Here is a 25,907-nt window from a genome sequence, read left to right on the forward strand (position 1 = left end):
CAGACACTCTCATGAGAATAAAGATTCTTATCGTCGACGATGAAGAACCCATCTGCGAAATCCTGAAATACAACCTTGAGCTTGAAGGTTACGAAGCCGACTATGCATTGTCGGCCGAAGAAGCCATGAATCTCGACCTGTCAAGCTACGCCCTGTTTATCCTTGACATAATGATGGATCAGGTATCGGGCTTCGACTTCGCCAAGCAGTTGCGCAACAATATCAAGACCGAAAATACCCCCATTATCTTCTGTTCGGCCCTCGACGGAGAGGACGATACCGTGATGGGGCTCAATATCGGTGGCGACGACTATATCACAAAGCCTTTTGTAATCAGCGAGGTGCTTGCCCGTGTGCGTGCCGTGTTGCGCCGCTCGCAGGCCTCACAGCAATATGCCTACAACGTATCCCAGGCCCTTACCGAGCCTGATATCGTGTTCAAGACCCTGCGCATCGACCGCAACGAAAAGGCATGTTACCTCGACGGACAGCCGGTGGCACTTACCAAGACCGAATTCGAGATACTGCTGTTTTTCCTCACCCACCGCAACAGAATTTACTCCCGCGAGGAGATTATACGCGAGGTGTGGCCCGACGATGTGGTAGTAAGCAACCGCACTATCGACACCAATATAACCCGCCTGCGCAAAAAGATTGACCCCTACGGCAACTATATCATAACCCGCCTGGGATTCGGCTACGGATTCAAAGAGACAATCTGACCTCCAAACACCGATCTGCATATACATGTCACTGATTAGAAAACACAAGCTCAACTATGGCTGGCGGCTGTTTCTGCCGCTGGTCGGCTTGCTTTGGCTTGTAATCATCGCAGTGGCCATATATCAGTATAAAAACGAGTCGAAGCTGCGCGAGGAGATTGTCAACGACGAGATACGTCTGCTCAACTCGCGCATAATCGCTGCCTACGAGCAGGAACTCGACCTTATGCCGGTAATCCAGTTTGCAGCAAAGTACTACGAAAACTCAGCGCTCAACGGCATACGCATATCGGTCTACGACAACCACGGCAATCTGCTGTACTGCACCGGCACCCCGATACCGTCGTCGGTCAACGGCAAGACGCCGCCCGAGCTTATCGCGGCCAACGAGACCGGCCACGGCACCTCGCTGCGACGAAGCGACGTAGACCCGACACAGGCCTACTACTACTTCGGAGTGCGCACATCGGCCGACGGCAAAATCTATGTACATACAGCTATGCCTTACACAAGCGCCCTGTCGCGCGAACTGTCGGTCGACAAAGGCATGTGGCTGCTGATACTCGCCATGGCCATAGGCACTACAATCTTCGCCTACTTCACCACCCGCATCCTCGGCCGCAACGTAATCATACTCCACGACTTCGCGACGAAAGCCGCCGCAGGGGAGCCGCTGCCGCGTATCGACAACTTCCCCCACAACGAGCTCGGCGACATATCGAGGCAGATATACAAACTGTATACCGAGAAGGACGCGGCAATCAACCGGTCGGAACGCGAACACTCCATAGCCATCAAGGCCACCGAGGACAAGATACACATGACCCGCGAGCTCTCCAACAACATCAACCATGAGCTCAAGACCCCCGTCGGTGTAATACGCGGCTATCTCGACACCATAGCGACCCACCAGGAAATGGTACCGGAGATGAAGCAGAAATTCATCGAAAACGCCCGCAACGCCATGGACCGGCTGTGCAACCTGCTCAACGACCTCTCGTCGATAACACGTCTGGAAGAGGGCGCCAACTCGATATCCAACGAAGACGTCGACCTCAACGACCTGCTGTTCAATATCAGTACCGAGCTGGAGTCAATCAACATGACCAACAACATCCACTTCTCCTACGACATACCCGACGGCTGCATCGTTATCGGCAACTACAATCTCCTGTACGGGATGATGATGAATCTCATACGCAACGCCGACTTCCACTCACGCGGCGAGAACTGCGGCATCAGGCTCCTCAGCCAGAACTCCAGAGAATATACGTTTGCATTCGCCGACGACGGAGTAGGCGTGGGCGAGCAGCACCTGAGCCATCTCTTCGACCGATTCTACCGCATCGACAAAGGGCGTTCACGAAAGGTAGGAGGCACCGGCCTCGGCCTCCCTATCGTAAAAAACACGGTAACGGTATTCGGAGGCACAATCTTCGCCCGCAACCGCCAGCCTCATGGTCTGGAATTCGTATTCACCCTTATGAAAGCCCGGCAGGAGGCTTCATCGGAGGCCTGAACAGTGGCCTTAACCGGGGAAAATACGATAAAAAGACCTCATATTGCAATTTTATCAACATTGACACATCGGCGTAACCGGTTTGTCATATCGTCATATTACCTTTGCACTACCTCAGACGACAAGGAGTTGTCGTTACCTCTGAGAAAAGAAATTATGCCAAAATAAGCATAGCTTGCAAAGAATTAGTAATTATTAGTTATGGAGCAGGCCTTGTAAGACGCCTTTCTTGAAAGCGAGGCACCCGAATCCGGGCATAGGTTAGGGAAACATAGAGGACCAGTCGAGATGACCCCCACCTCCCGCTGCTATACAAATAATAGATACATTAGAGCAAGATTGAGCCACCTCACCACAAGGTGGCTTTCTTGTATATATACGCATATATAATCCTCTGTGTCGGGCCAAGTTTACGGAGTAAACTTGGCCCGACACAGAAACCGGCGCCATATCAAGGCCAATGCCGATACGACGCCGATTACTTCTCATACCTTAGAAAATTAACCAAAAACCAATCTTCTAACCCTATCCGACACACATGCTTCTCACGAATGGAGCATCGGGATGATTATTGGAATGTCTGTCATACCTTTTTCAACACCGGAAGACTCTTAGAAAGCCTCCGGACCGGAATCTCCTGTCGTCGCGACATCAGGCTCCGCACAAGTGTATAAATAAGCAGTTATAATTGATGTGAGTGATTGATAAATACTTATTTTTCTTTTCTCTGCCACAAAGTTAAATGCGCCCGCTTAACACTCCGGTTACATAGCGCTAACTTCACAATAAAAAACGCCAATTACACTTGAAGCACACCTGATGCCACCCTTAAATATCTGTATTTAAGAACATTAGCAATATTATGTTTTAAAACATAATTCCGAGCTTTAATTACAAATTAATTTCATATGTAATCGAAAGAATCGCAAGTAACGTCACGGAGATTCGTATATCCGTAGTCCGTGCGCTAAATTTTAGCGGTTAATATTTCTCGGAATGAAGTCAAATTACTAATTTTGTATCATTAACATTTTGTTTCGAAAAATACCATAAGAAACATGGCACCGCCTGTCTATTCACGATGCTGTGCGTCATCGGTGACATCGACATTAACCATGAACCACCGGTCTCTGAATCCACTTCACGTCCCCGCATATGTGCAATAAATAAACCGTTATGATTGATGTGGCATAAACTGACAACATTGCTAAGTTTTATAATAATGCTCATTGTGGGCACCGCCGTAAACGCTATGAACTACGGCCTGAAGTTCAACTCCAACGACTCACCCGTCGCTGAGCGCACATCATTGTCTCTTAACGACGGCAAACCACTGCCTGTGTACCAGCGCTTCACCCTGTCGTTTGAGATTGAGACACGCCCTGAGATGTCGATGTTCGGATGTGTGGTAGGCCTTACCGGCAACGACGGCACCGACATATCAGTCGTATATTCACCCGAAGGGAGCCTATTCTACCCCACCCTTGTGGTCAACGACAGGATATTTCCATGTGTCAACCCTGTAAGCACATCGCCTGTAGAGACCAGTCTGCTCATCGACAAGAAAAACGGCCTGCTGCGCCTTATCTATTCCACCGACACCGTAGCTGCAAAGCTCGACATGAAAACGCTCAGCGAGGTAAGCATCACATTCGGTGCCCGCGTGGAGTACGAGACACCACCCATCAATGTGGCCAACATACAGATACATGACGGCGACCGTCTTCGCTACCATTGGGAACTGTCGCACCACGACGACAAAATCTGCTACGACCAGATAAGCCGGATACCGGCAAGAGCCGACAATCCCCACTGGATGCTCGACGACCACAAGATAACACGCCGCGTGTACTCGCTCAAGACCGCCGACAGGATACAGACAGCTTTCGACCCGCTTACAGCCTCGCTCTTCATCGTCAGCGACAGTGTGGTCAACATCGTGAATCTGCCCGACAGCACCTCGCGCACAATAACCGTAAAGGGCGGATACCGCGAGATGACCATGTCAAACAATCTTGTCTATCGCCCGTCGACCGGCGAACTGGTGTCGTTCGACCTCAACCGCGGCACAATAGCCACCTTCGACTTCCCGACAGCCACATGGTCGAATCCCGAGTCGCACTCCGAGCTTGAGGCCGTCCATGCCAACCATTCATGGGCCCTTCAGGGCGATTCAGTCTACTACTCATTTGGCGGCTACGGCTTCTTCAGGTTTTCCAACGACATGTACCGTCTTGACCTCAACAGCAATACGATGGAGCAGATACAACTGCGTCCGCGTCCCGCTCCACGCAACGGTGCGGCATCGGCTGTCGTAGGCGACAGGCTCTACATATTCGGGGGCAAAGGCAACGAGACAGGGCGCCAGGAACTCCCCACCCGCTATTACTACGACCTCTACGAGTACGACCTGGCCACCATGCAGGGACGCAAGGTATGGGAGATGGATACCGTGAGCAATATCTTCCTCAACGCATCGACAATGTACTACGACGAGGAGACCAGGAGTTTCCTTGTAGCCACCACACAGTTCGGGCGCAGTGTGGCGCGCATATATCTCGACCGTCCGGCCTACAGCACGGTAGTGAAACCTCTGCATCTCGACATGGGCTACCGCGACTGTGTCTACGACTTCTTCTATGCTCCTGAGTCGCGTACATATTATCTGCTTGTCGACCGTCTGCTCACCGACAAGACCCACGACCTGAACGTATACGCCGTGGAGGGGCCGCTCGCTCTCGACAACAACACCGGGCAGCACTTCGACACTCTGGCAGGCTCACGCACATGGATATGGTGGATAATCGGCGGACTGGCTCTCCTTGGAGCCGCGGGTGGAGCCGCCCTGGCACTGCGCCGTCGCCGCAACCGTCTGACAGAGACTTGTAGAGAAGACAATATATTGCATGGCAGTGCCATGCAATATAGCCGGGATGTACATCCCGGGACTGGAAGCCCCGAACCAATCGACTCCGAGACTCCCGGGCCCGACGCGGCAACCGACACACAGCAACCGAACCCGACCGACAACAGCGCCTGCCCTGCTGATGCAACGACCGAACCGGAGGAGACCGATACCCCAGATACCGACATTTACGAGGAGGAGGCCCTGTCGGAGCTGACAACAAAGGCCAACATTCCCGCCTACTACGACCGTTCGAGGATGGCCATATCGCTGCTCGGCAACTTCAATGTCACCGACCGCAATGGCAAAAACATAACCACTGCATTCTCCTCGCGCACAAAGAAACTGCTCCTGCTTCTGCTGCTTGTCAACAAGAAGAACAAAAACGGAGTGCCGATGCACCTTATCGACGAGACCATCTGGGGTGACAAAGACGAGGTGTCGGCACGCAACAACCGCAACGTGTACATGCGCCGCCTGCGTCTGCTCCTTGAAAAGGTAGGCGACATCACCATCACATTCGACAACGGCTACTTCAAGCTCGATGCCGGCAATGTGTTTATCGACTATTACGAGGTAATCGGGCGCATGCAGCAACTCGACGAGCCGGGTGCTGATGAAGAGACCATAGAGCGCACGCTTGAGCTGCTGCTGTACGGTCCGCTCCTCCCCAACACTGTGTATGAATGGCTCGACCAGTACAAGGGCGACTACTCCCACCGGTGTCTGGTATGCCTCACCAAGCTGCTTGCCGACAAAGCCGGGAACGACGAGGAGTCGGATACAGCCTACCGCATAGCGCAGACCATCATGAGACACGACACTCTGTCGGAGGAAGCCCTGCGCGTGCAGTGCCGCATACTCCACCGCCGGCATATGACGGGTCTGGCCAAGGCTCTTTACAACAATTTCTGCAAGGAGTACCATCAGGTGATGGGCGACGACTTCGCCACTGCATTCCAGAGCCTCATCGACTGATTCAATCCACTTCCGGCACAAGCATACGACAAGAGGATGCCATGGCAGGGCATCTTGCTGTATTATTCGGCGGGGAGGCAATCAGAAAGGATATCCGATGGCGAGGTGGAAAGCGAGGCTGTTGCCGAAGCTCTTCATGTTGTAGTATCCGCCATAGCCTGTGTAGTAGGGAGCATGTATACCGATGCCGAGGTCGCCACGGATTACCATCATGCCGATATCAAACCGCAGTCCGACACCGGTGCCTACGGCCACTTCCTTCCAGAATGTGGAGGCTTCGAGCTTACCACCCGGGCGCTGCGGGTCGGCCTTGAGCAGCCACACATTGCCGGTGTCGACAAACAGTGCGCCGTGGAGCGGGCCATAGATGGGGAATCGGTATTCGACATTGAATTCCAGCTTGAATGTACCCGTCTGGTCGAAGTTGGAGTTGACCGAGCCCTCCTCAGGATGATATGAGCCGGGGCCTATGCTTCGCACGGTGAACGCGCGTATTGAGTTGGCTCCGCCTACATAGAACTGCTCGCTGTAGGGCACTTCCTTTCCGTTGCCATAGGCGTGGGCTGCTCCGATGAGAAATCGCGACACGAGCCAGCTGTCGCCTGTGCCGAGACGTCGGCTGTAGACCACCTGTGCGGTACCCTTCACAAACTGGGAGAATGGCATTCCGAAAAGTTTCTTCTCGCCTTTCACTCCGGCGGCACGCCACAGGAGCCAGGATATATTGCCGGCTTCCTGGAATGTGGTGTTTACGCTTATCACATTGTCGCGGTCCATGGGGTGCTCGTAGTTCATGCTCCAGAGCATCTGCGGTATAAACTGGTCGCGGAAGCTGAGTGCCACAGCACGGTTGCGGGCCATTATGGAGTCAAACACCGATGTGGTGTGCATCAGCTTTACGTAGGTGAGCTTGAGGGGTGTGAAAGAGTAGGAGAAGTATTTGCGTGTCTGCCAGTCGTAGGTCATCGAGGCGGTAAACTGAGCCATGTTGAAGTAGTGGGGCCGGTTGAGCAGGTCGGCGTTGAGCTGGAAGCGTGTCCAGTTGATATTCTTGCGCGACAGCCTTACGAAATGCGGCATGAGCAGGCGCGGTATGGCCAGGGATGTGTTGATGCCCACCTCGTAGCTGTTGAACACCGAGCTGCGGTCGTGACCCGTCTGCCACTCGTAGCTGCCGGTGAGCCCTACTCTCAGCTGTTCGCCGCCGCCCCATAGGTTGCGGTTGGTGACGGAGAATGTGGCGCCCGGTCCGATGTAGCTGTTTGACTTGGATGATACGTTGGCCTCTATGCTTGCTTCGAGCGGGGCGTCGAACGTGCAGTCGATTGCCACGTCGAGTGTAGGCTCGGCGGCTGTGGTGTCGGGGAAAGCCTCGATGTTTATCGAGTTGAATATGCCCAGCCGCGACAGGTAGGTCTGCGTGCTGTTCATGTCGCGCACGGAGAATGTGCGCCCCTTGCGGAATGTGACACACTCGGGTATGAGTGCATGCCTCAGCTTGGAGGGCATCATCTGTATTATCGTGGCCCTGCGAGTGGGTATGGTGTCGGGGGTGCCTCCGCCTTCGTTGCGGTTGACGTAGACGGTGACGTTGCCGGTAGTGAAGCGCTTCAGGGCGAATTTCGGCACATTGCGCGCTATGGTCAGACGCAGGGCTATGCGCTGCGCCTCGATGGTGCTGTCGGCGAGATACTCAATGTACTCCGGGCGGAAGAAATAGTATCCCGAATTGCGCAGGGCGTTGGCTATGCGTATGCGTTCGGCCGAGAGGGAGTCGGTCGAGTAGCGCTGTCCGGCCACCATGTATGTACTGCGTCGGGCCAGGGAGTCGATTTTGTGGCAGAGGAGTGTCGAATCGGGCAGAAGCTCGATGGTGTCGAGCAGATATGCCGGGCCGGTATTGACGGTGTAGAGTATCTTGGCCTTGCGGCTGTTGCGCTTTGAGGGTATCAGCTCATACGATGCGGTGCCGCGGAAGTAGCCCGAGTTGTCGAGCACCGATTCAATCATTGTGGTGCGCAGGTTGGGGCGCACGTCGCTCACCGTCACCGGCTCCTGCACGAGCTTGCGGTACATCCAGCCTTTGAGTCCGTGGCTGTCGGGATTCCAGTTGTTGTAGACCCACAGCCCCACGGGTATAGGCACCGGGAATCCCATCACCTTGAACTGGTTGGGCTTCACGTCGACGGCACTCTTCACTTTGTCGGCGACTCCGCCCGGCACTTTCGCACCGTCGGGAGCCGATATCTCCACCTTTTTGACTCCGGTGTAGAGGGTCTCTCCCTTTGGCAGACGACGTGTGGTGGAGCACGACGAGAGCGCCGCAGCCATGGCCACTATGAGCATAGCCGCCAGCGACAGCATGCTCCATGAGCGGGATATAGTGTGGTTATTTTTCTTTATCATCGGTCGGGGGTGTTGCTGTTGGTTGGGTGGTGATGGCAGCGGGAGCGTCGGCGGGGAGAGGCTCAGGTTTGCGCCGCCGGAAGGGGAAGAGGTCGCGCAGGGAGCGCAGCTTGCGCTTGTAGACGAAGCCCACGCCTGTCTGTGTCACCTCGCCTTCGAGTATGTCCTCATATCCCACGTGGCGGAACAGGCGCAGATACATCGTGCCGGTGCGGTTGAGCATGTACTCGAATGAGATATCGTTGATGAGGTTCTGCGAGAAGTTCTCGTCGGTGTCGGCATCGGTCGAGTAGTTGCCACCCACCACTATCTTCACCCGGTCGTTGAAGAGGGTCTTGCTCACCTTGTAGCTATAGCTTGTGGTGGTCGATGTGGCTCCGTCGAGAGTGCGGTCGTACTGGTCTATGCCAAATGATATGTCGACTCCGTGTATGGTGTTGGCCGCCCATGTGTTGAGCCTTGCCGTCAGGAACGAGAACAGGGGATTGCCGCCGAGGTTGGAGTTGGCTTTTGTGCCGGGGCCGGTGTAGACGTTGTAGAGGAGCATGTTCATGGCCTGGTTGGCACGCTGGCTCTGGCTCATCGACTGCAGCTCGTTGGATATGGTGATGTCGTCGTCGGTCGAGAGGTCGAAGGCCACGTCCATGTCCTCAAGAGTGCCGGTGACGCCGAGCGACACTATGAAGTTGACCAGGCGTGAGTTCTGACCCTCTTCGGTGACGTTGGCTTTCACCACGTCGTCGGCATGGATGTTGAGGATGGGGTTCATCATGTCGCCGTTGAATGCCACATAGCTGCCGCTGCGGAAGTCAAACAGTTTCTCGGTCATCAGCGGCGGGGTGTATCTGACGAATCCCTTCTCGATGGTGTATCGTCCGGAGAGCCGCATGTCGCTGAAGGGATTCATGTTGAAGTTGAGCGTTCCCGAACCCTGTATCTGTGCGCGGTTGGCTCCGTCGGGCGATATGTCGACCCCGATGGTAGTGCCGTCGTCGATTACGAGCTTAGCCTCAAGGAGCATTGCCATTCCGGTGTTGGCGATTGTGTCGGCCATGGCCACTGCAGCTGTGTCGCTGAACTGCACGAAGCGCACCATGTCGTCGTCGGTGGGGCCGAGGGCCGACATGTCGTTGCCGGCGATGCCCATCACGTAGGTGACGTTGCTTCCGGGCAGGAGGGTCAGTGTGGTGTTGACGCGCATTATGTCGAGGTTGCCTCTCACGCGAGCGTCGACATCGACAAATGCCTTGCCGTATACGTCGCTGCCCGAGGAGCGCTGCGAGGATATGGCCTGCATGTTGCGGGCGGTGAGGGTGAGGTCGATGGCGGGCGACGATAGCGAGTGCATGTCGACAGTGCCGTCAACGTAGAGCGGATTGTCGTTCTTTCCCTTTATGGCGTAGCGGTCAAACCGCACCACATTGCTGTCGACCGGTATCTTCTCTTCGGAGAATGTGAATTCGGTGCCTATCATGTCGACCTTCACGGTCGTGGAGTCGAAGTCGAGGTATCCGTCAAACACCGGCTCGGTCAGGGTGCCGGTGATGCTCATCGTGCCGTTGAGAGTGCCTTTAATCGAGGCCATGCCCGGGGGGAGGAACGGGTTGACGATGCGCAGCGGCAGGTGTATCATTGAGAAGTCGAGGTCAAAGGGGTTGAGGCGCGTGCTGTCGTTGAGGGCACCCACGGCTGTTATTACCTTGACGCTGTCGATCATCAGCGATGTGGAGGCATGAATCACGCCTGCGGTATTGGTGGTGACTCCGACATCGAACAGGAATGAGCCCACGGGCTCTCCGCCGTAGGATAGCGAGTCGAGCGACACATTGCCCTGTCCGGTGAGTGAGCGCGATGTGGCGTCCCAGTCGATGGCTATGTCGGCCCCGGCGACACCCTTTACCGGCGGGGCGAACGGAGAGAGCGACAGCCAGTCGGCCAGCTCGATGCCCGAGGCGCTGAGTATCACCTTCTCCTGCTCATGTCCCGTGGCGAGGGAGTCGTGGCGGGTGAATATGTCGAGGTGGCTCCCGGAGGCTCCCGACAGGTGCAGATTGGCGTCGAGATGCTTCTGCGGGAAGTTGAAGGTGATGAAGTTGTCGGGGTTGAGAGTCCAGTCCTTGTAGCTGATTACGGGGTTGAGCGGTGTGAGGCGCAGGGTCATTGTGGTATCGGTCTGGGCGACTGTGGCTCCGAGCCTGAATCCGGTCTTGCCCTGTATGTTCTTCTGGTCGAAGAAAGCCGACAGGCCGTTGTATCCGGCATATCCCGAGAGGTCGACATGGGCGAAGTCGTCGAATGTGCCGGGGCGGTTGTTCATGGCCGCGCGGTATATGAGGAACTCGCCGTGCTGCATGGCGCTGAGCGACACCGAGTCGATGCGTGTGCTTCCGGCCGATATGCCTGTGGCGGCAGCGCCGAGGGTTATTATCGAGTCGTTGGCCATGGCGAGGGAGAGCGAGCGTATCTCCGTGTCGGATGATTTGAGCACGCTTGCCAGCAGATTCTCTCCCACTCCGGCGCTGACATCGATCCTGAACGGGGGGAGGGCCCTCTGCAGGGTGTCGACGGCAATGCGGCGCGAGGCCATCATGGCTGATGCGAGCGTTGCTGCGTCCGACATGCGGGCTATGAGCGAGTCGAGACCGCAACGTGCGTTGAGTGTGGCCTTGAGGTCCATGTTGTCGAGCGTGGCCACTGTAGTCGAGTCGTCGGCCTTGAGCGTGAGGTCGATGGCGGGAGTGTAGAGGTCGAGTCCTGGCATTGTCCAGCCCAGACCGCTCACGCTCATTGTGGCATCGTATATGGCGCTGTCGGGCACTATGCGTGCGGTGCCGTCGAGGCCGAATGTGCCGCGGCACTCGTCGGGAGTCATCCCCAGGGCCTTGAGGTCGAGATTGTGCACGTCGCCGTCGAAAGCCACATCGTATACTCCTCCTGCCACCGTGCCCGAGAGGTCGAGGTCGAAGGCGGCGTCGTGGTTGAGCGACAGCAGGCCTCCCTTTATCTCTCCGTCGGCGAGCGAGGCCCATGCCTTGAGGTCGGTATATGTCTTCTTGTTGAACACAATAGAGGCCACATCGGCTTCGGCCTTTAGGCGTGTGCGTGTCGAGGTGATGTCGAGGGCGTGGCCCTCGGCCGATACGGAGGCAGTGATGTCGCCTACCCCGAGCGAGGGCATTATCGATGCTACGGGGAAACGGTCGAGCGAGAGGGCCACGTCGTAGTCGGTGGCCCGTCCGTTCCACATGGCCTTGAGCAGCATGTCGCCGGTGCGGTCGACCGTAGCGGCAAGGTCACCGCTGATTACGCCGCGCTTCATGTCGACAGAGCCGTCGAGTGTCAGCGGGGGTATGCTTATCTCCTTGGCCATAGCGGGAGTGAGGGCTATGTTGCGGGCAAACTGCACGTTGGGCAGTGAGCCGTCGATGTCGATATGTCCCGAGAGGTTGTCGGGGTTCATGGCGTCGGCCACATGGCCCGATGCCTCGATGTTGAAATAGTCGCGCATGGCGACTGACAGTCGGTCGACCGACAGCCGGCCGACTGTACCGTCGGCGTTGGCCTGCAGCTCTATGTCGCGCGACTGCGGCAGGGCGTCGAGCATCGTGCGCATGGCCGGGAAAGCCATGGCAAGGTCGGGGAGACCGATGGCGGCCTTGGCGCGCAGACTGAGCGGGAGCGAGGGGTCGGAGGCGATGTCGCCCATCCCCATCATTGCGTCGAACTCGGCCGACGAATATATGGTCGACAGGGAGAATCCCGAGGCACGCATGGCGGTGGAGTCCATGGCGAATGTGCCCGAGGCGTCGAGCCTGAGCCCGCAGCGCTCGGTGGCGCTGAGGCGGCGCAGGGGCACGGTGATGGCTGCTCCGCGGTTGTAGAGCGAGTCAATGCGCAGGTCTACATGCGACACGGCCAGGTAGTTCATGTCGAGCCCGGGGGCCGGCACGGCTCCGCGCATGGCGTAGATGGCGTCGCGTGCGGTGAGGCGCAGCGAGTCGCCGGTGATGGTCCACATCAGCGAGTCGGGGGTTGATGCGATGGCGGAGGCGTCGACGAGTGTGGAGTCGGCGGGATGGGTCTTGAGGTATTCGGCCGATGGGGTGAGATAGGTGGCGCTCACGGAGTCGATGTGCAGCGAGCGGGCATGGATGGTGTGGGAGAGCATGTCGAGATGGCCGTCGGCCAGAGTGGCCGCGGGCACCGTCACGTCGAGGCTGTCGATTACGGGGAGCATGGCCATGCGGTAGCGCACATTGCGCAGCGACAGCAGCGAGGCGTCGATGGTCAGCGCAGTGGCGGCGGCAGTGTCGGGCGGGTTGGCCGTGGTGTCGGGGCCGTTGAACAGCAGGAGCACGTCGGCTCCGTCGAGCTCGGCGCGGCTGATGGAGATATGTCCGTCGCGCAGGTTGTAGCCCGAGGGGAGCAGGCGGAAACGGTCTACGACGGCCTGTAGGTACATGGCAGAGTCGGGTGTGCCGAGGCGGTAGCGTATGCCGTCGAGGTCGCCCTCGGCCCTTATGTCAAGCCCGAGCAGCGGGAGTGGCTCCACCTGCAGGCGCGCATTGCGTGCGACGGCCATAGTGTCGCCGGGAGCGTTGACAATCATCACTCCGGAGGCTGTGACCCTCAGCGGCCATTGCAGTCTCAGCCTGTCGGCAGTAATCTCCATGCCTGTCATACCGGATACCTTGCGCAGCGCAAACGGGAACACGGCATCCTGAATAAAAGGCACATACAGCAGCAGCGGCAACGCCATAACTGCTACCACCACCCACATAAGCGTCTTTAGAACACGACGCAGCACCGTATTTTTTATCCAATGATGTCCCACAAATAAATAGTCTTTTGCTATTTAAAACATAAAATTACACTAAATGTTTTACCCCGCAAAATATCCTGCGCTTATAGCACGGACGATGGCATGGCACGTGGTCGAATGTTTTGTCGCCGGGCTACGCCGGGCACACCCGAATACATCCGCACGACTACACACCCGACTATACCTCGCCCGACTGTGCCCGCGGTGAATACATACAAATATTTCATTTAATTATTTTACCTATTGAAAAATTATTATTTACTTTGCATAAATAAACCATATTATAACCCAATCTTTTCATCTGACATCCGGACAAATCCCGACAAGGGCAGAGGCATAGCCGGCGAAAACGGCGGCTTACGGCCCGCATAATCTATTCACGTCGTGTACCGTCGGTCGGTACGGGGGTCGTATCAAGAAACAAATCAATACACTATACCATGAGTTCCCTGACTAAAAAAAACTGGTATCCGTGGCTGGTCGTAGGTCTGCTATGGATTGTGGCGCTCCTCAACTATATGGACCGCCAGATGCTCTCTACGATGCGCGCCTCGATGGCCGTCGACATCGCCGACCTTGAATCTACCATCATGTTTGGAAAGGTAATGGCCGCATTCATGTGGATCTACGGATTCTGCAGCCCCATCTCCGGCATCATAGCCGACCGTGTCAACCGCAAATGGCTCATCGTGGGCTCCCTGTTTGTGTGGTCGACCGTGACCCTCATGCTCGGCTATGCCACCACATTCCATGAAGTGTATGTGCTCCGCGCGATAATGGGCGTCAGCGAGGCCCTTTATATCCCTGCGGCCCTCTCTCTGATTGCCGACTACTTCACCGGAAAGCAGCTGAGCCTCGCCATAGGCATACATATGACAGGCCTCTACATGGGGCAGGCCATCGGCGGATTCGGTGCATTCGTGGCCGAGCGTCTCTCGTGGCAGGCCACATTCCACTGGTTCGGCATTATCGGCATAGTCTACGCCGTAATCCTCATCGCGTTCCTGTATGAAAAGCGTGTTGCCGCCGCAGAAGCCAAAGAGAAGACCTCTATCTCCCGGGCCATCAGCCAGGGCCTTGCCGGAGTGAAATCCTCGCTGGGCATACTTCTGGGCAACGCCGCGTTCTGGACGATACTCTTCTTCTTCGCGTCATGCTCCATACCCGGATGGTCGACAAAGAACTGGCTCCCCGAGCTGTTTGCCTCGTCGCTGGGCATATCGATGGTGGTGGCCGGCCCGATTGCCACAATCACTATCGCGATAAGCTCGTTTATCGGGGTGATGATCGGCGGTCCGCTTGCCGACAACTGGGCCCGCAGAAATGTGAAAGGGCGCATATACACCTCATCCATCGGGCTCTCGCTGATGATACCTGCCCTGGTGATGATGGGCTTCGGCTCGTCGCTCTTCGCCGCCATAGGAGCCGGAATACTCTTCGGACTGGGATACGGACTGTTTGACGCCAACAACATGCCTATACTCTGCCAGTTTGTGTCGTCGCGCAACAGAGGCTCGGCCTACGGCCTGATGAACATGTCGGGCCTGTTTATCGGCGCCTTTGCCACCGACTTCCTGGGCTCGCTCGCGGCTGAAGGTAAGATGGGTCTCGGATTTGCCATGATGGCCGCCGCGCTGGTGCTGGCGGTGCTCCTGCAGCTCACAGTATTGCGCCCGACCACTCTCAACATGACCGAGGAGGATGAAGCTCTGAAAAAGGACTCCAACCTTATCAGTGCATGACAATAAAACCTAAGCTATTCATAATATCTGACAATGGAAAAAATCAAAGGGTTAATCGACGCTCCGTTCACCCCGATGCATGCCAACGGAGACATCAATCTCGAAGTAATACCGGCATATGCCGACATGCTTGTAAAGAACGGCCTCAAGGGCGTGTTTATCAACGGCTCGTCAGGCGAAGGCTACATGCTCACCCCCGAAGAGCGCATGGCCGTGGCCGAGAAATGGATGGCCTCAGTGCCCGAGGGATTCAAGGTAATAGTGCATGTAGGCAGCTGCTGTCTGCGCGAAAGCGTTGCCCTTGCGGCCCATGCCGAGAAAATCGGAGCATGGGGCATCGGCTCGATGGCGCCTCCGTTCCCGAAAATCGGACGCATCGAGGAGCTGGTGAAATACTGCGAGGAGATAGCCGCCGCCGCTCCCTCGCTCCCATTCTACTACTACCACATACCCGCCTTCAACGGCGCGTTCCTCCCCATGATCGAGCTGCTCAAGGCTGTCGACGGACGCATACCCAACTTCGCCGGCATCAAATACACATTTGAAAGCCTCTATGAGTACAACCAGTGCCGCCTGTACAAGGACGGCAAGTTTGACATGCTCCACGGACAGGACGAGACCATCCTCCCCTCGCTGGCACAAGGCGGCGCACAGGGAGGCATCGGCGGCACCACCAACTACAACGGCCGCGAGCTCACCGGCATCATCGAAGCATGGGAGAAAGGCGATATCGAGACTGCCCGCGAGAAGCAGAATTTCTCTCAGGCCGTAATCAACGTCATCTGCAACTACCGCGGCAACATCGTGGGCGGAAAGCGCATCATGAAGCTCATAGGCCTCGACCTCGGCCCCAACCGCACACCCTTCCGCAACATGACCGACGAGGAGGAAGCCTCCATGAAGCAGGAACTCGAGGCAATCGGATTTTTCGAACGCTGCAATAAACTCTAACCGAACAAGCACAGTCACAGATGATTGACAAGGAATACCTAAGCCAATGCTCCGAGAGATACAAGGCCGACCTTAAGGGCAACATCATGCCATTCTGGATTGAGAAAGGCCTCGACCCGGTATACGGCGGAGTATATACATGCCTCGACCGGCAGGGCAACATAATGGATACCACCAAATCGGTGTGGTTTCAGGGCCGATTCGGATTCATAGGCTCGTTTGCGTTCAACAATATCGAGAAAAACCCGCAGTGGCTCGACGCCTCGCGCAGTTGTATCGAGTTTATCGAGGCCCACTGCTCCGACCCCGAGGACGGACGCATGTATTTTGAAGTGATGGCCGACGGCACCCCTCTGAGAAAACGCCGCTACGTATTCTCCGAATGCTTCGCCGCGATAGCCATGAGCGAATACGCCCTGGCATCGGGCGACATGACATATGCCGCCAAGGCCCTCGCCCTGTTCAAGGAGATACGCCGGTTTATTTCCACCCCGGGGATACTCCCCCCGAAGTATCTCCCCACACAGCCCGCTATCGGCCACTCGATAACCATGATTCTTATCAACACGGCGTCGTGCATACGCAAGGTCATCTCCGACCCCGAGCTCGACAGCCAGATTGACGAGTCAATCGAGAAGATCAAGCTGTTTATCCACCCCGAATACAAGGCCCTGCTTGAGACCGTGACCCCCGAGGGCAACCTCATCGACACATGCTCGGGACGCACAATCAACCCCGGCCACTGCATCGAGACGGCATGGTTCCTGCTTGAGGAAGCACGCCACCGCAACTGGGACAAGCAGCTCGTGGAGATGGCGACACAAATACTCGACTGGTCGTGGGACTGGGGATGGGACGAGGAGTTCGGCGGAATAATCAACTTCCGCGACTGCCGCAATTTCCCGCCTCAGGATTATTCGCAGGACATGAAGTTCTGGTGGCCCCAGTGCGAGACAGTAATCGCTACCCTCTACGCCTACATAGCCACCGGCAACGAGAAATATCTCGACATGCACCGCAAAGCCAACGAGTGGATGTACGCGCATCTGCCCGACGCCGAGTATCCCGAGTGGTACGGCTACCTCCACCGCGACGGCTCTGTGGCACAGCCTGCCAAAGGCAACATCTTCAAGGGTCCGTTCCACATACCGCGCATGCTCGTCCAGGCATCGAAACTCTGCGACGAGATACTCGCCATGTAAACGTAGCCACGCCCCCCTGCCAGGGGGACACACAATATCGTTTCATCCTGCCGGCCACGACCACGACATCACCGTCACTGCGTGAGCCGCCCGGAATATTGCCATAACCAAATGTACCTTTCTCTCTTTGACTGAGATGGAGCGACTGATGCAATACATATGGCAACACCGCCTGTGGATGCCCGCCGACATGAAAACTGTCGACGGGCGCCGCGTGCAGGTGCTCGACCCCGGACGCCTCAACACCGACGCAGGGCCCGACTTCTTCAACGCAAAAGTAATAATCGACGGACAGAAATGGGCCGGCGACATTGAAATCCACGTCAGGGCATCGGACTGGCACCGCCACCGCCACGACCACGACCCGGCATACCGGTCGGTGATACTGCATGTCGTGGCACGCGACGACGCGGCGATTCAACGCCCCGACGGACAGACCATACCGCAGATGCGCATGGAGTGCGACCCGGGGTTTCACCACAGCTACACCGCGCTGGTAGGCCACTCGGCCTCATCATCTCTGCCTTGCGCGTCGGAGATACGCTCAATCGAAAACATACACCTCCACGGATGGCTCGACCGCCTTGCCTTCGAGAGACTCCACGCCAAGGCCGACCGCATAGAGCGGCTGCTCCGACGCACCAACGGCGACTGGGAGGAAGCATGCTTCATAACACTCGCACGCGCTCTGGGATTCGGCGTAAACTCCGACCCGTTGGAACGGCTCGCCGCCTCCATTCCCCTGGCCGCCATAGGCAAGCACAGCGATTCGCCGCTGTCAATAGAGGCTATGCTCCTGGGGCAGGCCGGCCTGATTCCACCGGCCGACACGTCATCATCCGACAGATACGCCTCCCTGCTGAGACGCGAATATGAATTCCTCGCCCACAAATTCTCGCTCACACCGCTGGATAATCCAGGGTGGAAAATGGCACGCATGCGTCCGGCCAACTTCCCCCACAGGCGTATCGCCTTTCTCTCGGCAATGCTGCTGGGAGGATTCAAATTCATGAGTGCCATCACATCAGCCACCGGTACCGAAGAGATTCTGAAGATATTCAACGCCCCGATTACAGGATACTGGGAGTCGCACTACCATTTCGGAAAAGAGTCGCCCGGCCTCCCGACCATGCTCAGCCTGTCGTCGAAACGCATACTCGCCATCAACGTGGCCGCACCCATACTCTACGCCTGGGGAACGACACACAACCTGCGCCGGTGGCAGGACGCCGCCGTAGCCCTGCTCCAGGACATTCCGGCGGAAAGCAACTCAATAACATCGCTGTTCGGCTCAGCCGGCATAAAGTGTACCGACGCATTCACATCGCAGGCCCTGATACAGCTGCGGCGCGAATACTGCGAAAGCCGCAAATGTCTCTACTGCCGCATAGGCCACCGCATGCTGGCGCGAAAATCAATAGCCCGCAACCAATAGCCACATCCGCCACACACATCCCCGGCCCTCCCCCACCGCGCGGATGGCAACAGGCTGTCCTGTCGGGACATTCTCGGGACAATCGGGACAGTGTCCGCATCTGTCCACACAGTTTTCGGACAGGACACCTCACCTTCAGGCAATGCCACCCAGGCGGATGCGGCGATACAACCCCGTAAAAAGAAATGCCCCTGCGGAGCAGCCACGCCAAGGCGACTGTCGACCCGCAGGGGTTCTGAACTTAAACTTATCTGAGGGTTGCCATCCTTGTCACCCCTCGCATGCCATGGTGGATTACTCGGCGGCCACGGCACGATTGGCGGGAGCCGGGCCTTTGCCGTCGCGCTTGCGCCAGAGGGCCGACATCTCCTCAAGAGTCTTGCCCTTGGTCTCAGGCACGAGCTTGTAGACAAACCATGCGGCTACTACGCATATCACTCCGTAGAGGGCGTAGGCAAACATGTGGCCGAAGCGGTCGCCCATGCCGAACGCCTCCATGTTGTACATGGGCACGAAGGTCGACGACACGATGAAGTTGAATATCCACTGGAAGGCCACGGCGATAGCCATGGCGGCGCCACGGATGGTGTTGGGGAATATCTCGGCGATGAGCACCCAGCAGATGGGACCCCATGAGAACATGAACGAAGCGGAGTAGACCATGATGCACACTACCGACACAAGGGGATGCAGCTCGAAGAGATTGACGGCGGCTACGCCCAGGGCGCCGATGGCCATGCCTATGGAGCCTGTGATGAGTAGGGGCTTGCGTCCCCACTTCTCTACGGTGAACACGGCCACGAGGGTGAAGGCGATGTTGATGATGCCCATGATTACGGTCTGCACCATCGGGTTGCCCATGTGCATGGAGTCGAAGATGCGCGGAGCGAAGTAGAGCACGGCGTTGATGCCCACTGCCTGCTGGAACACCGAGAGCATGATGCCCAGGAAGATTACCATCACGCCGAACGAAAAGAGTTTCTCGCTCTTTACCTCGACGGTGGCCTTGATTTCGGCCAGTGTCTCGCGTGCCTTGGCAAGGCCGTTGATGCGCGAGAGCACCATGAGGGCGCGCTCGTCGCGGCCTACAAGCGAGAGGTAGCGCGGCGACTCGGGCACGAAGCATACCAGCACTGTGAACAGGCCGGCCACGATAGCCTCGGAGCCGAACATGTAGCGCCATCCGCGGTCGATGGTCCAGGCGGCGTCGGAGAGGTTGACGATGTTGTAGATGTTTTCAGCGGTCTTCTCGATGATGGGGTTGGCGTGGTCGCCGAGAATCATGAAGTTGACGAAGTAGACCACGAGCTGGCCGAAGATGATGGCAAACTGGTTCCACGACACGAGGGTGCCTCGGATGTTGGAGGGAGCCACCTCGGCGATATACATGGGGCACACGGCTGAGGCGAGGCCTACGCCTATGCCTCCGATGATGCGGTAGGCGTTGAACATCCACAGCAGGCTGTAGCTGGGCCGGCCGTGCGTGAAGAGGATAAACTCGGGCTCATAGCTGCCGAGGGCCGACACGAAGAAGAGGATGCCGGCGAGGATAAGCGAGCGCTTGCGTCCGAGATACTGGGCGCAGAAGCCCGACACGGCGGCACCGATGATGCATCCCAGCAGGGCGCTCGACGAGGTGATGCCATGGATTACGTCGGTGTACACAAAGTCGGAGGCACCCACGAAGAATGCCTGCAGACCCTTCTCGGCTCCGGATATCACAGCGGTGTCGTAGCCGAAGAGCAGTCCTCCCATTACGGCGACCAGCACTATGGAAAACAGGTAGGCTTTACTGCCTTTTTCTGGATAATTCATTGATGTTGGATATTAAGAGGCAGTGAAAACCGCCTTTAAGGTTAAGAATCTCTTGGCGGGCATCTATCTTTGTGCATGTATGCGCCGCGCGATTGCCGTTTCGATAAAAACGACCTACTCCGGTCTGCCGAAGCGGGCCGGAGCGGTCATATGCGGGGTTGTTATATCAGGGAGCAGAGCATTAAGCGTACATGTTGACGATTGCCTCGTAGAGTTCCTGTTTGCCTGATGTGGTGGCGGGCTCGCCCTGTGTGCGGGCATATTCTACCACCTGCTCGAGGGTGAGCTTGCCGTCCTCGAATTCCTTGCCCTTGCCGGCATCGAAGCTGGCGTAGCGCTCGGCGAGCATCTTCTTGTAGGGCGACTTCTCAAGCACGTCGGCTGCGCTGAGGAGGGCGCGGGCCATGGCATCCATGCCTGCGATGTGGGCGATGAAGATATCCTCGAGGTCGGTGGAGTTGCGGCGTGTCTTGGCGTCGAAGTTTGTGCCGCCGTTGCCGAGGCCTCCGTTGCGGATAATCTGCATCATGGCCTGGGTGAGCTCGTAGTTGTCGATGGGGAACTGGTCGGTATCCCAGCCATTCTGGTAGTCGCCGCGGTTGGCATCGATAGAGCCGAGCATACCGTTGTCGACAGCTACAGCGAGCTCATGCTCGAATGTGTGGCCGGCGAGGGTGGCGTGGTTTACCTCGATGTTGACTTTGAAGTCCTTGTCGAGTCCGTGGGCCTTGAGGAATCCGATTACGGTCTCGGTGTCAACGTCGTACTGGTGCTTGGAGGGTTCCATGGGCTTGGGCTCGATGAGGAATGTGCCGGTGAAGCCTTTTGAGCGGGCATAGTCGCGGGCGATTGTGAGCATCATGGCCAGGTGTTCCTTCTCGCGCTTCTGGTCGGTGTTGAGGAGGCTCATGTAGCCTTCGCGTCCGCCCCAGAACACGTAGTTCTGACCGCCGAGGGCAATTGTGGCGTCGATAGCGTTCTTAATCTGCACGGCAGCGCGGGCCACTACGTCAAAGTCGGGGTTGGTGGCTGCGCCATTCATATAGCGGCCGTTGCCGAATACGTTGGCGGTGCCCCAGAGGTTCTTGATGCCTGTCTGGGCCATCTTCTCCTTGAGGTAGGCTACGATTTCGTTCATGCGGCCTTCGTAGTCGTCGATATCGGTGAGGTCGCCGATGAGGTCGGTGTCGTGGAAGCAGAAGTATTCAACGCCGAGTTTTTGCATAATCTCGAATCCGGCGTCGGCGCGCTGCTTGGCGGCTGTCATTGCGTCGGGAGCCTCGTTCCAGGGGAATTTCTTGGTGCCTGTGCCGAACTGGTCGCCGCCTTCGGCGCAGAGTGTGTGCCACCATGCCATTGCAAACTTGAGCCATTCTTTCATGGGCTTGCCGAGCACCACGCGCTCTGCGTCGTAGTAGCGGAATGCCATGGGGTTGTAGCTCTGGGGACCTTCATAGGCGATTTTGCCTACCGAGGGAAAATACTCTTTTGTTGCCATAATGTTTAATGGATTTTGGGATTATATGTATGTTGATTAATTTTCAGAGTTCTGTGCCATGACTGCGGCGAGGCGCTCCTTCCACAGGGCATATGCCTCGGCGTAGGCTGCGGCGTCGGCGGCCACGGGCTCGATTATCTCGATGCGGTCGAGTGTGGCGAATGCCTCGTTGTTGTCGCGGTATATGCCGGCTCCGATTCCGGCGCCCTTGGCCGCTCCGACCGAACCGTCGGTGTTGAACAGCTCGATTGTGGCCCCGCTGACTCCGGCGAGGGTCTCGCGGAAGAGAGGCGAGAGGAACATGTTGGCGTGGCCGGCGTGTATCTTGTTGAGCTTCATGCCCATCTGCTGCATTACCTCCATGCCGTACATGAACGAGAATACGATGCCCTCCTGGGCGGCGCGCAGAAGGTGGCTCTTGTTGTGGCGCAGGAAGTTGACACCATGTATCGATGAGCCTGTCTCACGGTTGCGGAGCACACGCTCGGCTCCGTTGCCGAAGGGGAGTATGCTCACGCCCTCGGCTCCGATGGGAGCCTGGGAGGCCACGTCGTTCATTTCGGCATAGCCTATCCCCTCGGGGGCCACATTGCGCTTCATCCATGAGTTGAGGATGCCTGTGCCGCTGATGCAGGTCATTACACCCAGGCGGGGCTCTGCAGTGGTGTGGTTGACATGGGCGAAGTTGTTGACACGCGACTGGGGGTCGTAGCTTACATCGCCGATTATGCCGTAGACCACACCCGAGGTGCCTGCGGTAGAGGCTACCTCACCGGGGTTGAATACATTGAGCGACAGAGCGTTGTTGGGCTGGTCGCCGGCGCGGTATGTGACGGGGATACCCTCGGCGAGGCCAAGTTCGGCGGCAGCCTCGGCTGTGACGGTGCCCTGGACGGAGAATGTAGGCACGATTTCGGGCAGTATGTCGGCGGGAAATCCGAGGTAATCCATCAGGAAGGCAGCGGGAGCACCCTCCTTGAAGTCCCAGAGCATCATCTCCGAGAGGCCGCTCACGGTGGTGGCCACACGGCCTGTGAGACGCATGGCGATGTAGTCGCCCGGGAGGAGGATTTTCCATATGCGGTCGAACTGCTCGGGCTCGTTCTCCTTGATCCACGCGAGCTTGGTGGCGGTGAAGTTGCCGGGAGAGTTGAGCAGATGGCCCAGACAGAGGTCGGCGCCGAGTTCGCCGAATGCCTTTTCGCCGTAGGGCACTCCGCGGGAGTCACACCATATGATGGCCGGACGTATGACATTGCATGCGCTGTCGATGCATACCAGCCCGTGCATCTGATAGGAAATGCCGATGGCGGATATGTCGCGGGGGTCGACCTTCGACTCGGCCATGATGGCCTCTGTGGCCTCGCGCAGGTGTTTCCACCACTCCGAGGGGTGCTGTTCGGCCCAGCCTGTGCGCACCGAGATAATCTCGGCCTCGGTCTTGGGGAAGAACGCGGTGCTTACGCATTTGCCTGTATCGGCGCTTACGAGGGAAGCCTTCACTGAAGAACTGCCTATGTCATATCCTAAAAGATACATATGGGTAATGTAATTTTATGGTTTAAAGTGCTTATGGATATATAGATTGCCGGTGGGGTGGCCCGAGGGGCCTCTGTCGCGGCTATGTTCTGTAGTCTGTGCCGGGGGTCAGCGGCGCTGTCGGTTGTATGCCTTGCGGTCAAACCGGTAGAAGCGTGCCGCACGGTGGGCCACGCCCTGCTGGTACTCGTCGAGGGGCACCACGTAGGACATCGAGGCCACTTTCTTGTGGAAGTTGCGCACATCGACCTTCCGGCCAAACACAATCTCGAAAAGCGTGCGCATCTGCGCCAGGGTAAACTTGCGCGGCAACAGCTCGAAGAGCAGCGCCGGGTCGGCTACAGCCATCGAGCGCATCTGCATGATTGCCTCGCTGAGTATAAGGTTGTGGTCAAAGGCCAGGGTACCTACTCCGTCAAGTGGCATCCACAGGGCATTGTGCCCTTCGAGGCATCCGGTGGTGGAGCGGTCAATCTTTACAAGCGCTATGTAGGCGATGGTGACTATGCGCTCGACATGGGCCTGCTGGGCACGCTCAAGCCATTTTACATCGCGCGGGTCGCGGGTGCGGTCCTTCGACCCGTAGGCCTTGTACTGCATCAGGCCGGCGTTCTCCACTCCGGTAAGCTCGCGCAGCACCCTTGAGGCGGCCTGGTCGAGGTCCTCGTCCTGGTATATCAGACTGCCGGGGAGCTTCATGTCGCGATACTCCTCGCCCTCGCTGTGGCGGCTTACAAGGAGCACGTTGAGACGCTCTCCATCCCAGCCCATCACCACACAGTCCACCGATATGTGGTTGTTGGCAAGAGGAGCTGTGGTTGCTGGTTGTGTCGGCATGGCTGTCATATGATTAATTACAGCGCAAAATTAGCATTAACGCAAAGTATCGTAAAACTATATTTATATGTTATAAAACATTATTTCCCCGACATTTAGTTTTCATACCATCTACAATAACATCGCAGATGATATTGTAGATGACACATTAAGCTGATAATCAGTTATTGTCGTATCGACAATAAGGCTGGGATATACAAAAAGAGAGCGACAGTTAAATATTGTTAACCATCGCTCAGCTATATCATTCGCCCCTCTCCGGGGGTGAGATCAACGGGCTCCGGGGTCTACCACCGAGTCTGGCCGTCGCCGGTCACGAGATACTTGTAAGTAGTGATTTCGGGGAGACCCATCGGGCCGCGTGCGTGCAGCTTCTGGGTAGATATGCCTATTTCGGCTCCGAAGCCAAACTGGCCGCCGTCGGTAAAGGCCGTCGACACGTTGGCGTAGACACAGGCGGCGTCGACCTCGCGCAGAAATGCAGCCACGGCAGCCTCATCCTCGGCCACTATACACTCGCTGTGGCGGCTGGTATGGGCATCGATGAAGTCGATTGCGTCGCGCAGCCCGTCGGCAGTCACCACGGTCATCTTGTAGTCCATCCACTCGCATCCCATATCCTCCTGAGAGGCTTCGCGCAGGAGCCCCACAGGGTATGCCCCGGCAAGGGCCTCAAGCGCACGGTGGTCGGCATGTATCTCGACATTCTTCTCTGCAAGCGGAGCGCATATGGCCGGAAGGTCGGCCAGACGCGACGAGTCGACTACAAGCGTGTCAAGGGCGTTGCATACGCTGACACGGCGTGTCTTGGCATTGAACACTATGTCGCGGGCCTTCTCAAGCATGGCCGATGAGTGCACATAGGTGTGACACACTCCTGCGCCGGTCTCTATGACAGGCACCGCGGCTGTGTCGCGCACAAAGTCGATAAGCCGGCGCGACCCGCGGGGAATCACCACGTCAATCATACCTACCGCTCCGAGCATCTCGGCTGTAGCCTGGCGGTCGTTGGGCAGCAGGGTGACGATATCGGGGTCCCACCCCATGGCCTCAAGCTCGCGGCGTATGATATCCACGGCTGCGCTATTGGTGTCGGCTGCCTCGTGGCCACCCTTGAGCACGGTGGCGCTTCCGGCCTTGGCGCAGAGGGCAAACACGTCGAACGTGACATTGGGCCTCGCCTCATATATTACACCTATAACTCCGAACGGCACCGACACCTTGCGTATCACCATCCCGTTGGGACGGGTCACCGACGAGAGTTCTCTCCCGAGGGGCGACGGGAGGGCGGCGACGGCACGCATGTCGCGCACAATGTCGGCTATGCGCTGCTCGGTAAGGAGCAGACGGTCGGCACGCGGGTCGGCTGGCTCCATGCGCGACATGTCGGACAGATTGGCCTCAAGCAGGGCCGAGGCGTTGCGTTCGATTGATGCGGCCACACGCAGCAGCATATCATCGATTTCCTGTGGAGAGCGCAGGGCGAGCTGGCGTGATGCCCGGCGCGAGTGCTGTAAAAGCGAAGTTATAGACATA

The 25,907-nt window shown here is 57.2% G+C and carries 14 protein-coding genes; 7 read left to right on the forward strand and 7 right to left on the reverse strand.

Annotated features, from left to right (window positions below):
- Positions 1–11: 11 nt before the first annotated feature.
- The 3 genes from ADH68_RS04020 to ADH68_RS04030 all read left to right on the forward strand — a co-directional run bounded on the left by ADH68_RS04020 (position 12) and on the right by ADH68_RS04030 (position 6,124).
- Entirely contained in the window at positions 12–722 is a 711-nt protein-coding gene (locus ADH68_RS04020; RefSeq protein WP_068959699.1) for a response regulator transcription factor, read from the forward strand.
- A gap of 25 nt (positions 723–747) precedes the next feature.
- Complete coding sequence (locus ADH68_RS04025) at positions 748–2,241, forward strand: sensor histidine kinase (RefSeq protein WP_068959698.1); 1,494 nt, start codon at positions 748–750, stop codon at positions 2,239–2,241.
- A 1,252-nt stretch (positions 2,242–3,493) separates the two neighbouring features.
- Positions 3,494–6,124 carry a Kelch repeat-containing protein gene (locus ADH68_RS04030; protein WP_157755867.1) on the forward strand — a complete coding sequence of 877 codons (2,631 nt, stop codon included), beginning with the start codon at positions 3,494–3,496 and terminating at the stop codon, positions 6,122–6,124.
- 81 nt (positions 6,125–6,205) lie between these two features.
- On the opposite strand, the gene tamL is transcribed toward ADH68_RS04030, so the two are convergent.
- The gene (gene tamL, locus ADH68_RS04035; protein ID WP_232321414.1) at positions 6,206–8,530 is read right to left on the reverse strand and encodes a translocation and assembly module lipoprotein TamL; all 2,325 of its coding nucleotides are present in this window, start codon (positions 8,528–8,530) and stop codon (positions 6,206–6,208) included.
- On the reverse strand, positions 8,514–13,337 hold the full coding sequence (locus ADH68_RS04040; protein ID WP_107042894.1) for a translocation/assembly module TamB domain-containing protein: 4,824 nt from the start codon (positions 13,335–13,337) through the stop codon (positions 8,514–8,516). Before ADH68_RS04040 ends, tamL begins: the two co-directional genes overlap by 17 nt.
- A 455-nt stretch (positions 13,338–13,792) precedes the next feature.
- On the opposite strand from ADH68_RS04040, the gene ADH68_RS04045 reads away from it, so the two are divergent.
- The 4 genes from ADH68_RS04045 to ADH68_RS04060 all read left to right on the forward strand — a co-directional run bounded on the left by ADH68_RS04045 (position 13,793) and on the right by ADH68_RS04060 (position 18,682).
- Entirely contained in the window at positions 13,793–15,094 is a 1,302-nt protein-coding gene (locus tag ADH68_RS04045) for an MFS transporter (protein WP_068959695.1), read from the forward strand.
- Positions 15,095–15,127: 33 nt separating this feature from the next.
- Positions 15,128–16,045 carry a dihydrodipicolinate synthase family protein gene (locus ADH68_RS04050; RefSeq protein WP_068959694.1) on the forward strand — a complete coding sequence of 306 codons (918 nt, stop codon included), beginning with the start codon at positions 15,128–15,130 and terminating at the stop codon, positions 16,043–16,045.
- Between the two features lie 20 nt (positions 16,046–16,065).
- The gene (locus ADH68_RS04055; protein ID WP_068959693.1) at positions 16,066–17,247 is read left to right on the forward strand and encodes an AGE family epimerase/isomerase; all 1,182 of its coding nucleotides are present in this window, start codon (positions 16,066–16,068) and stop codon (positions 17,245–17,247) included.
- Between the two features lie 136 nt (positions 17,248–17,383).
- The gene (locus ADH68_RS04060) at positions 17,384–18,682 is read left to right on the forward strand and encodes a DUF2851 family protein (RefSeq protein WP_068959692.1); all 1,299 of its coding nucleotides are present in this window, start codon (positions 17,384–17,386) and stop codon (positions 18,680–18,682) included.
- A gap of 294 nt (positions 18,683–18,976) precedes the next feature.
- Here ADH68_RS04060 and xylE read toward each other — a convergent pair whose 3' ends face one another.
- The 5 genes from xylE to ADH68_RS04085 form a co-directional block, all read right to left on the reverse strand.
- Positions 18,977–20,497 (reverse strand): D-xylose transporter XylE, encoded by a 1,521-nt coding sequence (gene xylE / locus ADH68_RS04065; protein ID WP_068959691.1) that lies wholly within the window; start codon positions 20,495–20,497, stop codon positions 18,977–18,979.
- Positions 20,498–20,678: 181 nt separating this feature from the next.
- On the reverse strand, positions 20,679–21,995 hold the full coding sequence (gene xylA / locus ADH68_RS04070; RefSeq protein WP_068961931.1) for a xylose isomerase: 1,317 nt from the start codon (positions 21,993–21,995) through the stop codon (positions 20,679–20,681).
- Positions 21,996–22,031: 36 nt separating this feature from the next.
- Positions 22,032–23,534 (reverse strand): xylulokinase, encoded by a 1,503-nt coding sequence (locus ADH68_RS04075; RefSeq protein WP_068961930.1) that lies wholly within the window; start codon positions 23,532–23,534, stop codon positions 22,032–22,034.
- Between the two features lie 108 nt (positions 23,535–23,642).
- Positions 23,643–24,371 carry an NUDIX hydrolase gene (locus ADH68_RS04080; RefSeq protein WP_068962180.1) on the reverse strand — a complete coding sequence of 243 codons (729 nt, stop codon included), beginning with the start codon at positions 24,369–24,371 and terminating at the stop codon, positions 23,643–23,645.
- 287 nt (positions 24,372–24,658) lie between these two features.
- Positions 24,659–25,906, reverse strand: coding sequence for a glutamate-5-semialdehyde dehydrogenase (locus ADH68_RS04085; RefSeq protein WP_068961929.1), 1,248 nt, complete (start codon positions 25,904–25,906; stop codon positions 24,659–24,661).
- Between the last annotated feature and the right edge of the window lies 1 nt (position 25,907).

Origin of the sequence: Muribaculum intestinale (assembly GCF_002201515.1) — a bacterium.
In the GTDB taxonomy this organism is placed as follows: Bacteria; Bacteroidota; Bacteroidia; order Bacteroidales; family Muribaculaceae; genus Muribaculum; species Muribaculum intestinale.